This is a genomic window from Bacillus sp. 1NLA3E (assembly GCF_000242895.2).
In the GTDB taxonomy this organism is placed as follows: Bacteria; Bacillota; Bacilli; order Bacillales; family Cytobacillaceae; genus Bacillus_BU.
The window spans coordinates 3,868,300-3,881,882 of the sequence record NC_021171.1 but is presented as its reverse complement, the minus strand read 5'-3'; the positions used below and the strand labels follow the sequence as shown (position 1 = coordinate 3,881,882).

Here is a 13,583-nt window from a genome sequence, read left to right as displayed (position 1 = left end):
CGCAGAAAACTATTCCTTTTGATTAGGAATCACACAACCATTATCAGTACAACTAGCATCACTGGCTCCATCTGGGGATAGATCCTCCAATACAGGAGATGCTGATTCTTCATCCCATATTCTTTGTAAAGCATTTACAAAGGTCTCAGTTGGTTGTGCCCCTGATATGGCGTATTTTTGATTAATAATGAAAAACGGAACACCCGTAATTTGAAATTGCTGAGCGAGCGCTTCATCGACACGCACATCATTTGCATAGGACGTTTCATCAAGAAGAACATTCAACGCCTCATTCCGGTTTAATCCTGATCCCTCAGCAATATCTGCCAATGTTTCAAGTTCACCTATGTGTTTTGACTCAGTAAAATATGCATAAAGGAGGGCTTCAGTTACTTCTGCTTCTTTCCCATGGTCTTTAGCAAATTTGGTTAAGCGATGTGCATCAAAAGTGTTAGTTGGTATCATCGTATCAAAATTATATGTCAGCCCTAAAGTAGCAGCTTGTTGGGCCATACCCTCGTTTGTCTTTTTTGCCTGGTCTAAACTCATCCTGTACTTTGCAGCCAAAACCTCATGAATACTCATTTCAATATTTTTTGGAGAGTTTGGATCCAATTCGAAACTTTTAAAATCTACCTCAACTTGATCCTTATGAGGAAATTGTGCAAGGGCCTCTTCTAATCGGCGTTTCCCTATATAACAAAATGGACAGGCAAAATCAGACCACACTTCAATTTTCATCTTGTAACCTCACTTTTATTAATGTGCATTCATATGACAGTATGTAAGGTAATGGTTTCCTCAACTATAGCCATATAATTATTTTACTATAAGCATTATTGATATACCATTAAGACATACTTTCAACTTCTAGTCTTTCGATTCCTTCTATATTAACTACATGATGATAAACGTCAGTTGTATCCTCACTGAAATCGACGATCACCATGAGTTGAATCAGAAAATCTCCATCACTATTATCTTTAATCCTCATCGTCTTTATCTTTATTTCTTCTTTTTTAATTAAGGAAATCACATCATTGATTTTACTACGATCTTTTACATGTAGTTTTAATTGAACTTCTTTTTCTCTAAGTCTTCTAATTCCGATCAATCCCATTAAATATGGCAAAACTTCAACACTAAAAATAAGCAAAATGACTCCAGCAAAGGCTTCTATATAAAATCCAGTTCCAACAGCGATACCAATTCCTGCGGCACCCCAAATCATCGCAGCAGTGGTCAGTCCCGAAATACTATCATTACCACGACGAAGAATAACTCCAGCCCCCAGAAAACCAATGCCTGAAACAATTTGTGCGGCTAAACGAAGTGGATCCATCGTAATGTTTACTTTATTACTATGTGGAAACAAGTAGGCAGATTTAATGGATACAATTGTGAGTAAACAACTCACAATACAAATGACTAAACTGGTTTTTAATCCAACAGGTTTTCTTTTTAATTCCCGTTCAAGTCCAATAATTAAACCTAATACCGCGGAAATCCCTAATTTAATCAAAATTTCTACATCGACATCTAGCATAACTATTCACCACTTTTCTATTCGTTTTTTCTTTTTGTAAAATATTTTCAAATAGAAAAAAACGTCCATCTAGGTGTAATATAGATTCATATAAATTTTAGCACTTTTTTTTCAAAAGGAGTTAAATTAATGGAAAAACCTAGAATTAATCCTTACATTGCTCTTACTATAGGAGTGATATCAATATCATCCTCAGCTATTTTTGTAAAATTATCCTCTGCACCATCAGGAGCACTAGCTTTTTATCGGTTATTTTTTTCTGTCATATTAATGCTTCCAGTATTTCTTTTAAAGTATGTATCTGAGATACGTCTTATTACGAAACGTGATTGGACTCTAACCACAGCTTCAGGAGTATTTCTAGCCTTCCATTTCATACTATGGTTCGAATCGCTAAACTACACATCAGTAGCAAGTTCAACTGTACTAGTAACATTACAGCCCTTATTTGCTTTTGCTGGAACATTTATTTTTTTTAAAGAAAGACTGTCAGGCAAAGCTGTGTTAAGTGGAATCACTGCGGTAATCGGAAGTATCGTGATTAGTTGGGGGGATTTTAAAATAAGTGGAGATGCTTTATTTGGGGATATATTGGCTCTGATCGCCTGTGCTTTAATTACCTTCTATTTATTATTCGGTCAAACCGTCAGAAAAAGAGTATCTTTGATAACCTACACTTTTGTAGTTTATACCATCAGTTCTATCACTTTATTCTTTTATGTATTGGCTACCGATGAGCCTCTAGTTGGATACGACATGAAGAATTGGATTTTGTTCATATTGCTTGCTTTAATTCCAACTTTGCTAGGACATTCATTTCTAAATTGGTCAATTAAATGGGTAAGTGCATCAACAATTTCCGTTGCAATATTATTTGAGCCAATCGGGGCAACAGTTCTAGCTTTTTATCTATTGGAAGAGAGGGTTTTTTGGACTCAAGTCTTTGGTGGGATCATAGTCTTAGCTGGAATCATGATTTTTTTAGTTGATGATAAGAAATTAAAAATAGCTGTGTTGACTAACAATTCATAATAAAAAAGAAAAATGACTAAATGCCTAAAATATATTTATACACTTCACCTACAAATTAATTGAAAATATGATTAGCGTAGGATAGCAGAGAATTTTTTTATATTTAGCCTTGTGGATAAAACGGGCGAATTGTTAATAAAATGTGGATATTCTGAAAATTTACTTATTTATCAGCCCTCCAATTTAAAACTAACTGTGGATAATATAATGCCTTTTTAAAAAGTTTGAAATAAGGAGAATGGAAAGTTAAACAAGTGTAAAAAGAAAGTTATATTTATTATTAAAATTTTATTGCAATCAATATTTATACATGTTATATTAGAACACGTCCTCAATAAGAGGAAAGCAAAAAGAAATGTTTCTTCGAAAACAATTTTTAAAAAGTTGTTGACGATGAAAAGATGATATGTTATATTAATAAAGTCGCCTCTGAGAGACGGCAACGAAAAATTGCTCTTTGAAAACTAAACAAACAAACGTCAACAATAAATTTTTTTATAGTGTGAATGACTTCGGTCATGACACTAGCCAACGTAACTTTTATGAGTCAATCAACTTTCTTGGAGAGTTTGATCCTGGCTCAGGACGAACGCTGGCGGCGTGCCTAATACATGCAAGTCGAGCGGATTGATGGGAGCTTGCTCCCTGATATCAGCGGCGGACGGGTGAGTAACACGTGGGCAACCTGCCTGTAAGACTGGGATAACACCGGGAAACCGGTGCTAATACCGGATAATCCTTTTCCTCTCATGAGGAAAAGCTGAAAGACGGTTTCGGCTGTCACTTACAGATGGGCCCGCGGCGCATTAGCTAGTTGGTGAGGTAACGGCTCACCAAGGCGACGATGCGTAGCCGACCTGAGAGGGTGATCGGCCACACTGGGACTGAGACACGGCCCAGACTCCTACGGGAGGCAGCAGTAGGGAATCTTCCACAATGGACGAAAGTCTGATGGAGCAACGCCGCGTGAGCGAAGAAGGCCTTCGGGTCGTAAAGCTCTGTTGTTAGGGAAGAACAAGTATCGGAGTAACTGCCGGTACCTTGACGGTACCTAACCAGAAAGCCACGGCTAACTACGTGCCAGCAGCCGCGGTAATACGTAGGTGGCAAGCGTTGTCCGGAATTATTGGGCGTAAAGCGCGCGCAGGCGGTTCCTTAAGTCTGATGTGAAAGCCCCCGGCTCAACCGGGGAGGGTCATTGGAAACTGGGGAACTTGAGTGCAGAAGAGAAGAGCGGAATTCCACGTGTAGCGGTGAAATGCGTAGAGATGTGGAGGAACACCAGTGGCGAAGGCGGCTCTTTGGTCTGTAACTGACGCTGAGGCGCGAAAGCGTGGGGAGCAAACAGGATTAGATACCCTGGTAGTCCACGCCGTAAACGATGAGTGCTAAGTGTTAGAGGGTTTCCGCCCTTTAGTGCTGCAGCTAACGCATTAAGCACTCCGCCTGGGGAGTACGGCCGCAAGGCTGAAACTCAAAGGAATTGACGGGGGCCCGCACAAGCGGTGGAGCATGTGGTTTAATTCGAAGCAACGCGAAGAACCTTACCAGGTCTTGACATCCTCTGACACTCCTAGAGATAGGACGTTCCCCTTCGGGGGACAGAGTGACAGGTGGTGCATGGTTGTCGTCAGCTCGTGTCGTGAGATGTTGGGTTAAGTCCCGCAACGAGCGCAACCCTTGATCTTAGTTGCCAGCATTTAGTTGGGCACTCTAAGGTGACTGCCGGTGACAAACCGGAGGAAGGTGGGGATGACGTCAAATCATCATGCCCCTTATGACCTGGGCTACACACGTGCTACAATGGGTGGTACAAAGGGTTGCAAAACCGCGAGGTCGAGCCAATCCCATAAAACCACTCTCAGTTCGGATTGTAGGCTGCAACTCGCCTACATGAAGCTGGAATCGCTAGTAATCGCGGATCAGCATGCCGCGGTGAATACGTTCCCGGGCCTTGTACACACCGCCCGTCACACCACGAGAGTTTGTAACACCCGAAGTCGGTGGGGTAACCGTAAGGAGCCAGCCGCCTAAGGTGGGACAGATGATTGGGGTGAAGTCGTAACAAGGTAGCCGTATCGGAAGGTGCGGCTGGATCACCTCCTTTCTAAGGATATTGTCGTAAAGACAATCGGAACACAACACTTATAGTGATGTGATGTTGATGGTTTGTTTGTTTAGTTTTGAGAGAGCAATCTCTTAAAGCTTTTTTGTTCCTTGAAAACTAGATAATCGTAAGAAGAAGAATGTAAGACCGAGAAACACCACATTAGTTTTTTTCTCTCTTATATAATAAGAGATTAACCTTTAGGTTAAGTTAGAAAGGGCGCACGGTGGATGCCTTGGCACTAGGAGCCGATGAAGGACGGTACTAACACCGATATGCTTCGGGGAGCTGTAAGTAAGCTTTGATCCGGAGATTTCCGAATGGGGAAACCCACTGCTCGTAATGGAGTAGTATCTTTACCTGAATACATAGGGTATTGAAGGCAGACCCGGGGAACTGAAACATCTAAGTACCCGGAGGAAGAGAAAGCAAATGCGATTCCCTGAGTAGCGGCGAGCGAAACGGGAAATAGCCCAAACCAAGAGGCTTGCCTCTTGGGGTTGTAGGACACTCAACATGGAGTTACAAAGGAACGGGGTAAATGAAGAGGTCTGGAAAGGCCCGTCAAAGAAGGTAAAAACCCTGTAGTTGAAACTTCGTTCCCTCCTGAGTGGATCCTGAGTACGGCCGGACACGAGAAATCCGGTCGGAAGCAGGGAGGACCATCTCCCAAGGCTAAATACTACCTAGTGACCGATAGTGAACCAGTACCGTGAGGGAAAGGTGAAAAGCACCCCGGAAGGGGAGTGAAATAGATCCTGAAACCGTGTGCCTACAAGTAGTCAAAGCCCGTTAATGGGTGATGGCGTGCCTTTTGTAGAATGAACCGGCGAGTTACGATTACATGCAAGGTTAAGTTGATAAGACGGAGCCGCAGCGAAAGCGAGTCTGAATAGGGCGAATGAGTATGTGGTTGTAGACCCGAAACCAGGTGATCTACCCATGTCCAGGGTGAAGGTAGGGTAACACCTACTGGAGGCCCGAACCCACGCACGTTGAAAAGTGCGGGGATGAGGTGTGGGTAGCGGAGAAATTCCAATCGAACTTGGAGATAGCTGGTTCTCTCCGAAATAGCTTTAGGGCTAGCCTCACGTTGTAAGAGTCTTGGAGGTAGAGCACTGTTTGGACTAGGGGCCCTCATCGGGTTACCGAATTCAGACAAACTCCGAATGCCAAAGACTTATCCGTGGGAGTCAGACTGCGAGTGATAAGATCCGTAGTCAAAAGGGAAACAGCCCAGACCACCAGCTAAGGTCCCAAAGTATACGTTAAGTGGAAAAGGATGTGGAGTTGCTTAGACAACCAGGATGTTGGCTCAGAAGCAGCCACCATTTAAAGAGTGCGTAATAGCTCACTGGTCGAGTGACTCTGCGCCGAAAATGTACCGGGGCTAAACGTATCACCGAAGCTGTGGATTGACATCTTAGATGTCAGTGGTAGGAGAGCGTTCTAAGGGCGTTGAAGCTAGACCGTAAGGACTGGTGGAGCGCTTAGAAGTGAGAATGCCGGTATGAGTAGCGAAAGATGGGTGAGAATCCCATCCACCGAATGCCTAAGGTTTCCTGAGGAAGGCTCGTCCGCTCAGGGTTAGTCGGGACCTAAGCCGAGGCCGAAAGGCGTAGGCGATGGACAACAGGTTGATATTCCTGTACCACCTCTTTATCGTTTGAGCAATGGGGGGACGCAGAAGGATAGGGTAAGCGCGCTGTTGGATATGCGCGTCTAAGCAGTTAGGCTGGTAGCGAGGAAAATCCCGTTACCGTGAAGGCTAAGCTGTGATAGCGAGGGAAATATAGTACCGAAGTTCCTGATTTCACACTGCCTAGAAAAGCCTCTAGCGAGATAAAAGGTGCCCGTACCGCAAACCGACACAGGTAGGCGAGGAGAGAATCCTAAGGTGAGCGAGAGAACTCTCGTTAAGGAACTCGGCAAAATGACCCCGTAACTTCGGGAGAAGGGGTGCTCTTTAGGGTGAATAGCCTTGAAGAGCCGCAGTGAATAGGCCCAGGCGACTGTTTAGCAAAAACACAGGTCTCTGCAAAGCCGCAAGGCGAAGTATAGGGGCTGACGCCTGCCCGGTGCTGGAAGGTTAAGGGGAGAGGTTAGCCGCAAGGCGAAGCTTTGAACCGAAGCCCCAGTAAACGGCGGCCGTAACTATAACGGTCCTAAGGTAGCGAAATTCCTTGTCGGGTAAGTTCCGACCCGCACGAAAGGCGTAACGATCTGGGCACTGTCTCAACGAGAGACTCGGTGAAATTATAGTACCTGTGAAGATGCAGGTTACCCGCGACAGGACGGAAAGACCCCGTGGAGCTTTACTGTAGCCTGATATTGAATTTTGGTACAGCTTGTACAGGATAGGTAGGAGCCGTAGAAGCCGGAGCGCTAGCTTCGGTGGAGGCATTGGTGGGATACTACCCTGGCTGTATTGAAATTCTAACCCATACCCCTGATCGGGGTAGGAGACAGTGTCAGGTGGGCAGTTTGACTGGGGCGGTCGCCTCCTAAAGAGTAACGGAGGCGCCCAAAGGTTCCCTCAGAATGGTTGGAAATCATTCGTAGAGTGTAAAGGCACAAGGGAGCTTGACTGCGAGACCTACAAGTCGAGCAGGGACGAAAGTCGGGCTTAGTGATCCGGTGGTTCCGCATGGAAGGGCCATCGCTCAACGGATAAAAGCTACCCCGGGGATAACAGGCTTATCTCCCCCAAGAGTCCACATCGACGGGGAGGTTTGGCACCTCGATGTCGGCTCATCGCATCCTGGGGCTGTAGTCGGTCCCAAGGGTTGGGCTGTTCGCCCATTAAAGCGGTACGCGAGCTGGGTTCAGAACGTCGTGAGACAGTTCGGTCCCTATCCGTCGTGGGCGCAGGAAATTTGAGAGGAGCTGTCCTTAGTACGAGAGGACCGGGATGGACGCACCGCTGGTGTACCAGTTGTCTTGCCAAAGGCATAGCTGGGTAGCTATGTGCGGAAGGGATAAGTGCTGAAAGCATCTAAGCATGAAGCCCCCCTCAAGATGAGATTTCCCATAGCGCAAGCTAGTAAGATCCCTGAAAGATGATCAGGTTGATAGGTCAGAGGTGGAAGCGCGGTGACGTGTGGAGCTGACTGATACTAATCGATCGAGGACTTAACCAAAAACGGTGTTATTAGTTTTACAACTTCTTCTGCATTATCTAGTTTTGAGGGAATGAAAATTTCTCTTGCAAAACTTCAAAAAGTCATTATAATAAATAATGTCCTATGAAAATAATAGTCTGGTGGCGATAGCGAGAAGGTCACACCCGTTCCCATACCGAACACGGAAGTTAAGCTTCTCAGCGCCGATGGTAGTTGGGGGATCTCCCCCTGTGAGAGTAGGACGTTGCCGGGCTGTTACAAATGGAGGATTAGCTCAGCTGGGAGAGCATCTGCCTTACAAGCAGAGGGTCGGCGGTTCGAGCCCGTCATCCTCCACCATATTTTCCTACAGAGGTTTGCCGGGGTAGCTCAATTGGTAGAGCAACTGACTTGTAATCAGTAGGTTGGGGGTTCAAGTCCTCTCGCCGGCACCACTTGATTTTTTAGTACGAGCCATTAGCTCAGCTGGTAGAGCATCTGACTTTTAATCAGAGGGTCGAAGGTTCAAGTCCTTCATGGCTCACCATTTTCATTTTAATATGCGGGTGTGGCGGAATTGGCAGACGCACTAGACTTAGGATCTAGCGCCGCAAGGCGTGGGGGTTCGACTCCCTTCACCCGCACCATATTTACAAAAAACGCGGAAGTAGTTCAGTGGTAGAACATCACCTTGCCAAGGTGGGGGTCGCGGGTTCGAATCCCGTCTTCCGCTCCAAACAGATTTGCCGGGGTGGCGGAACTGGCAGACGCACAGGACTTAAAATCCTGCGGTAGGTGACTACCGTACCGGTTCGATTCCGGTCCTCGGCACCATTTTTAAAAATATATGCGCCCGTAGCTCAATTGGATAGAGTATCTGACTACGAATCAGAAGGTTGTAGGTTCGACCCCTGTCGGGCGCACCATTATATCGGGAAGTAGCTCAGCTTGGTAGAGCACTTGGTTTGGGACCAAGGGGTCGCAGGTTCGAATCCTGTCTTCCCGACCATTAAACCTTCAAATGGGGCCTTAGCTCAGCTGGGAGAGCGCCTGCTTTGCACGCAGGAGGTCAGCGGTTCGATCCCGCTAGGCTCCACCATTACAATCCTATATTAAATTTGGCGGTGTAGCTCAGCTGGCTAGAGCGTACGGTTCATACCCGTAAGGTCGGGGGTTCGATCCCCTCCGCCGCTACCAAATAAAGCCATTTTAGGTTATTAAAACTTAATTTGGACCTTTAGCTCAGCTGGTTAGAGCAGACGGCTCATAACCGTCCGGTCGTAGGTTCGAGTCCTACAAGGTCCACCAATGTACTTTTTCACACGGAGGAATACCCAAGTTCGGCTGAAGGGATCGGTCTTGAAAACCGACAGGCGGGTTACACCGCGCGGGGGTTCGAATCCCTCTTCCTCCTCCATTTTAATTTAATAATTTCTATTGTCGCGGGGTGGAGCAGTTCGGTAGCTCGTCGGGCTCATAACCCGAAGGTCGCAGGTTCAAATCCTGCCCCCGCAATATGGTCCGGTAGTTCAGTTGGTTAGAATGCCTGCCTGTCACGCAGGAGGTCGCGGGTTCGAGTCCCGTCCGGACCGCCATATTTTTTTAAGATGTTTGGCTCAGTAGCTCAGTCGGTAGAGCAAAGGACTGAAAATCCTTGTGTCGGCGGTTCGATTCCGTCCTGAGCCACCATTTTTATGCTTATAAGATGGAAGCATATGATGGCGATTGTGGCGAAGTGGTTAACGCATCGGATTGTGATTCCGACATTCGTGGGTTCAATTCCCATCAGTCGCCCCATCATTATTTTTCGCGGGTGTAGTTTAGTGGTAAAACCTCAGCCTTCCAAGCTGATGATGAGAGTTCGATTCTCTTCACCCGCTCCAAATGTGGGCCTATAGCTCAGCTGGTTAGAGCGCACGCCTGATAAGCGTGAGGTCGATGGTTCGAGTCCATTTAGGCCCACCATATAGTTTTACATTGTTCCGCAGTAGCTCAGTGGTAGAGCATTCGGCTGTTAACCGAACGGTCGTAGGTTCGAGTCCTACCTGCGGAGCCATTTATTTGGGGAAGTACTCAAGAGGCTGAAGAGGCGCCCCTGCTAAGGGTGTAGGTCGGGTGACCGGCGCGAGGGTTCAAATCCCTCCTTCTCCGCCAGATAAATTTAATATTGGCCCCTTGGTCAAGTGGTTAAGACACCTCCCTTTCACGGAGGTAACACGGGTTCGAGTCCCGTAGGGGTCATACAAAAAAAGCTATTAACTTATGTTAATAGCTTTTTTTGTGTTTTAATATTCCAGAATAGTATCCCTTCCTATCTGAGTTTCTCTTCAATATCTTCTTCTGGCAAATTACGGCCAGGATTATTCAAATCTAAATCAGACGTAATCCCTGTAGAAGGGCCACGAAACATATCACCTGTCGCTAGTATTTTTCTATCGGGTGCCTCGAATAGAGGGGCTTTTTCCATATTTTCTTTCAGTTGATTCCCAGGTTGTTCTTTCATCATATATTCCTCCTATAAGATTTATGTTTTATTTTGTCATAAACACATAAATCATATGTCGAATGAGGAAATATCCCGAAGAATAATATCGCTATGTATCATTTAATCGAATAAAATGTCTTAATATTAAGAAATTTATTACAAGGAAAATGGTATTAAGTCTCGTATACTAGGTAGATAGCCTAAGAAAAATGGTGGTGTGCTGTCAGATGACATTGAAGACATATTTACCAACTGAATTACAATTGTATCTTTTTCACGAGGGTACATTATTTGAAAGCTATAAATTGTTTGGGGCACACATCTTTAAAGAGGAAGATAGAACCTATACAAGATTTTGCGTTTGGGCACCACATGCAAAAGCAGTTAGCCTTGTTGGAGATTTTAATAATTGGAATGGAAATGGGTGTATCTTTCATAAAGTAAATAAAGAGGGTGTATGGGCGCTCGTTCTCGAGGGAAACTTAGAGGGCTATATATATAAGTATGAAATTATATCAAGGTCAGGCGAAAGATTATTAAAAGCTGATCCATATGGTTTTTATTCAGAGTTAAGGCCGAGTACAGCATCTGTTGTTTATAGCTTAGATGGCTTTGAATGGAAGGATCAAGGGTGGAAAAAGAAGAAGTTGAGGAAAAGTGTTGTTTCAGAGCCAACCATAATCTATGAAATTCATGCCGGTTCTTGGAGAAAGAATCCTGATGGTAGTTTCCTTACTTATCGAGAGTTGGCTGATCAATTGATTCCCTATGTACTTGATGGGGGATTTACACATGTTGAACTACTTCCTCTTGTCGAACATCCGCTCGACGTTTCGTGGGGCTATCAAGGGGTAGGATACTACTCTTTAACTAGTCGATATGGATCCCCCCATGATTTTATGTATTTCGTTGATCAATGTCATCAAAATGGAATAGGAGTGATTCTTGATTGGGTTCCAGGACACTTTTGTAAGGACTCACATGGACTTTACCGGTTTGATGGAGACTATACGTATGAGTATATGGCCAAGGATGACCGAGAGAATCATGTATGGGGTACAGCAAATTTTGACTTAGGGAAAAAAGAAGTCCACAGTTTTTTAATTTCTAACGCGTTGTTTTGGATGAGGTACTACCATATCGATGGATTTCGGGTTGATGCCGTATCAAATATTATCTTCTGGCCAAATTCCGATGGGCAGCATGTGAATATGTTTGGACTGGATTTTTTGAAAAATCTAAACCAAATTGTCCTTCAGGAAGATTCAGGGATATTGATGATTGCTGAAGACTCAACAGATTGGCCAAAAGTGACGGTACCTGTTGAACAGGGGGGGCTAGGTTTTAGCTTTAAATGGAATATGGGCTGGATGAATGACATGTTGACTTATATGGAAACAGAACCTGATCTTCGGTCTTCTATGCATAATAAGGTTACTTTTTCCTTTTTATACGCCTTTTCAGAAAACTTCATTTTACCTTTCTCGCATGACGAGGTTGTCCACGGAAAGAAATCACTCCTCAACAAAATGCCAGGAGATTACTGGCGGAAATTTGCACAGTTAAGATTGCTCCTAGGTTATATGATGGCCCACCCAGGAAAAAAACTACTATTTATGGGAACTGAATTTGGTCAATTTGCAGAGTGGAAAGACAAAGAAGAACTAGACTGGAATTTATTTGACTATGACATGCACAAAAAAATACATGTTTTTAGTAAACAGTTAGTGAAAATTTACAAACGTTCAAAACCTTTTTATGAATTAGATCATACCTTTGAGGGATTTGAATGGATTGATGCTAATAACACTGATCAATCTATCTTTTCTTTTATTCGGAAAGGATCAGGCATCGATGATTTTTTAATTATCGTTTGCAATTTTGGTGAGTACCCATATGAAAATTATAAAGTTGGCGTACCAAAAGATGGTGTCTACCGGGAGATATTAAATAGTGATGCAGAAATTTTTGGTGGAGCGAACCATCTCAATAAAAAGTTATTAAAATCAATATCAAAACCTTATCATGGGAAACCATGTCAATTGGAAATGACGATTCCTCCATTTGGAATTACTGTGTTACGCCCTGTGAAAAAACGGAAGGAGCTGGAGAATGATGGGAAAGAAAAAGTGCGTCGCCATGCTGTTGGCAGGAGGAAAAGGCAGCAGACTTAATTCCTTAACAAAGGAAATTGCAAAGCCAGCCGTTCCGTTTGGAGGAAAATATCGAATTATTGATTTTCCATTAAGTAACTGCACAAATTCTGGAATTGATACGGTTGGAGTTTTAACACAATATCAGCCACTAATATTGAATTCATATATTGGAATCGGGAGTGCTTGGGATTTAGACCGTAAGAATGGGGGAGTAACCGTTCTACCACCTTATGCTGAGTCCTCAGAAGTGAAATGGTATTCTGGTACGGCAAGTGCTATCTATCAAAATATAAACTATTTGAACCAATATGAACCAGAACATGTTTTGATCCTCTCAGGAGATCATATTTATAAAATGGATTATGAAGTAATGCTTGATTTTCATGTTAACAAGGGTGCAGACGTGACGATATCGGTCATTGAGGTACCTTGGGATGAAGCCAGCCGGTTCGGGATTATGAATACGAACGAAGAAATGGAGGTCACAGAATTTGCCGAAAAGCCGGAGCATCCACAAAGCAATTTAGCCTCAATGGGAATTTATATCTTTAAATGGAAATTGTTAAAGGAATATTTGATTAGGGATAATGATAACCCACTCTCAAGTCATGATTTTGGGAAGGATATCATACCGTGTTTGCTGGAGGACAACAAAAAGTTATTTGCCTACCCTTTTAAGGGATATTGGAAGGACGTAGGCACGGTAAGAAGTTTGTGGGAAGCCAACATGGATCTTTTAGATGAAACTTGTGAGTTAGATCTTTTTGATCGGTCATGGAGAATTTATTCGGTAAATCCTAATCACCCACCACAATATATATCACCAGATGCAGAAATCTTGGAATCCTTAATCAATGAAGGTTGTACGATTGAAGGCGATGTAGTAAGGTCCGTTGTTTTCCAAGGTGTTACGATTGAGTCAGGAGCAGTAATTCGAGAATCTGTAATTATGCCAGATGTAGTCATTGGTAAAAATGTCTTTATTGAAAAAGCAATTATCCAAAGTGGTTTGCAAATTCCTGATGGAGCAGTCATTCGCGGTAATATGGATCCAGAAGGGATTATGCTGGTTTCGGAAGAAATGTTACCGAATATTCCGGTTCAAATGAAAGTGCCTAATAAAAAAATCGGATAGTTTGATAACTAAAATTGGAGA

Annotated in this window: 6 protein-coding genes, 21 tRNA genes and 3 rRNA genes; 27 read left to right on the top strand and 3 right to left on the bottom strand. The window is 43.8% G+C overall.

The window, feature by feature from the left end:
- Positions 1-9: 9 nt before the first annotated feature.
- Positions 10-741 (bottom strand): DsbA family oxidoreductase, encoded by a 732-nt coding sequence (locus tag B1NLA3E_RS18655; RefSeq protein WP_015595371.1) that lies wholly within the window; start codon positions 739-741, stop codon positions 10-12.
- 109 nt (positions 742-850) lie between these two features.
- Positions 851-1,546 carry an MgtC/SapB family protein gene (locus B1NLA3E_RS18650; RefSeq protein ID WP_015595370.1) on the bottom strand — a complete coding sequence of 232 codons (696 nt, stop codon included), beginning with the start codon at positions 1,544-1,546 and terminating at the stop codon, positions 851-853.
- Between the two features lie 129 nt (positions 1,547-1,675).
- On the opposite strand from B1NLA3E_RS18650, the gene B1NLA3E_RS18645 reads away from it, so the two are divergent.
- From B1NLA3E_RS18645 to B1NLA3E_RS18525, 25 genes are all read left to right on the top strand, one after another.
- Positions 1,676-2,578, top strand: a complete 903-nt coding sequence (locus tag B1NLA3E_RS18645) for a DMT family transporter (protein ID WP_015595369.1) — start codon at positions 1,676-1,678, stop codon at positions 2,576-2,578.
- Positions 2,579-3,135: 557 nt separating this feature from the next.
- A 16S ribosomal RNA gene (locus B1NLA3E_RS18640) occupies positions 3,136-4,685 on the top strand.
- Between the two features lie 203 nt (positions 4,686-4,888).
- Positions 4,889-7,825 (top strand): 23S ribosomal RNA (locus B1NLA3E_RS18635).
- 118 nt (positions 7,826-7,943) lie between these two features.
- Positions 7,944-8,060 (top strand): 5S ribosomal RNA (gene rrf / locus B1NLA3E_RS18630).
- Together the 16S, 23S and 5S rRNA genes with 21 tRNA genes alongside form the textbook arrangement of a ribosomal RNA operon.
- A 10-nt stretch (positions 8,061-8,070) precedes the next feature.
- A tRNA-Val gene (locus B1NLA3E_RS18625) sits at positions 8,071-8,146 on the top strand.
- Positions 8,147-8,165: 19 nt separating this feature from the next.
- Positions 8,166-8,241: transfer RNA gene (locus B1NLA3E_RS18620), tRNA-Thr, on the top strand.
- A 16-nt stretch (positions 8,242-8,257) separates the two neighbouring features.
- A tRNA-Lys gene (locus B1NLA3E_RS18615) sits at positions 8,258-8,333 on the top strand.
- A 15-nt stretch (positions 8,334-8,348) separates the two neighbouring features.
- Positions 8,349-8,433 (top strand) — tRNA-Leu (locus B1NLA3E_RS18610).
- A gap of 14 nt (positions 8,434-8,447) precedes the next feature.
- A tRNA-Gly gene (locus B1NLA3E_RS18605) sits at positions 8,448-8,522 on the top strand.
- Positions 8,523-8,531: 9 nt separating this feature from the next.
- A tRNA-Leu gene (locus B1NLA3E_RS18600) sits at positions 8,532-8,620 on the top strand.
- 15 nt (positions 8,621-8,635) lie between these two features.
- A tRNA-Arg gene (locus B1NLA3E_RS18595) sits at positions 8,636-8,712 on the top strand.
- A 6-nt stretch (positions 8,713-8,718) separates the two neighbouring features.
- Positions 8,719-8,795: transfer RNA gene (locus B1NLA3E_RS18590), tRNA-Pro, on the top strand.
- A 14-nt stretch (positions 8,796-8,809) separates the two neighbouring features.
- A tRNA-Ala gene (locus B1NLA3E_RS18585) sits at positions 8,810-8,885 on the top strand.
- Positions 8,886-8,906: 21 nt separating this feature from the next.
- Positions 8,907-8,983: transfer RNA gene (locus B1NLA3E_RS18580), tRNA-Met, on the top strand.
- A 34-nt stretch (positions 8,984-9,017) separates the two neighbouring features.
- Positions 9,018-9,094: transfer RNA gene (locus tag B1NLA3E_RS18575), tRNA-Ile, on the top strand.
- Between the two features lie 16 nt (positions 9,095-9,110).
- Positions 9,111-9,203, top strand: a tRNA-Ser gene (locus B1NLA3E_RS18570).
- Positions 9,204-9,227: 24 nt separating this feature from the next.
- Positions 9,228-9,301, top strand: a tRNA-Met gene (locus B1NLA3E_RS18565).
- A 3-nt stretch (positions 9,302-9,304) separates the two neighbouring features.
- Positions 9,305-9,381: transfer RNA gene (locus B1NLA3E_RS18560), tRNA-Asp, on the top strand.
- Between the two features lie 18 nt (positions 9,382-9,399).
- A tRNA-Phe gene (locus tag B1NLA3E_RS18555) sits at positions 9,400-9,475 on the top strand.
- Positions 9,476-9,507: 32 nt separating this feature from the next.
- Positions 9,508-9,583: transfer RNA gene (locus B1NLA3E_RS18550), tRNA-His, on the top strand.
- Positions 9,584-9,595: 12 nt separating this feature from the next.
- Positions 9,596-9,669 (top strand) — tRNA-Gly (locus B1NLA3E_RS18545).
- Positions 9,670-9,674: 5 nt separating this feature from the next.
- A tRNA-Ile gene (locus B1NLA3E_RS18540) sits at positions 9,675-9,751 on the top strand.
- Between the two features lie 16 nt (positions 9,752-9,767).
- Positions 9,768-9,842 (top strand) — tRNA-Asn (locus B1NLA3E_RS18535).
- Between the two features lie 7 nt (positions 9,843-9,849).
- Positions 9,850-9,940: transfer RNA gene (locus tag B1NLA3E_RS18530), tRNA-Ser, on the top strand.
- A gap of 15 nt (positions 9,941-9,955) precedes the next feature.
- Positions 9,956-10,027, top strand: a tRNA-Glu gene (locus B1NLA3E_RS18525).
- A gap of 70 nt (positions 10,028-10,097) precedes the next feature.
- Here the strand turns inward: B1NLA3E_RS18525 and B1NLA3E_RS18520 are convergent.
- Complete coding sequence (locus B1NLA3E_RS18520; protein ID WP_015595368.1) at positions 10,098-10,292, bottom strand: hypothetical protein; 195 nt, start codon at positions 10,290-10,292, stop codon at positions 10,098-10,100.
- Positions 10,293-10,498: 206 nt separating this feature from the next.
- On the opposite strand from B1NLA3E_RS18520, the gene glgB reads away from it, so the two are divergent.
- Positions 10,499-12,445, top strand: a complete 1,947-nt coding sequence (gene glgB, locus B1NLA3E_RS18515) for a 1,4-alpha-glucan branching protein GlgB (protein ID WP_015595367.1) — start codon at positions 10,499-10,501, stop codon at positions 12,443-12,445.
- Positions 12,387-13,562, top strand: coding sequence for a glucose-1-phosphate adenylyltransferase (locus tag B1NLA3E_RS18510; protein ID WP_041580672.1), 1,176 nt, complete (start codon positions 12,387-12,389; stop codon positions 13,560-13,562). Before glgB ends, B1NLA3E_RS18510 begins: the two co-directional genes overlap by 59 nt.
- Positions 13,563-13,583: the final 21 nt, after the last annotated feature.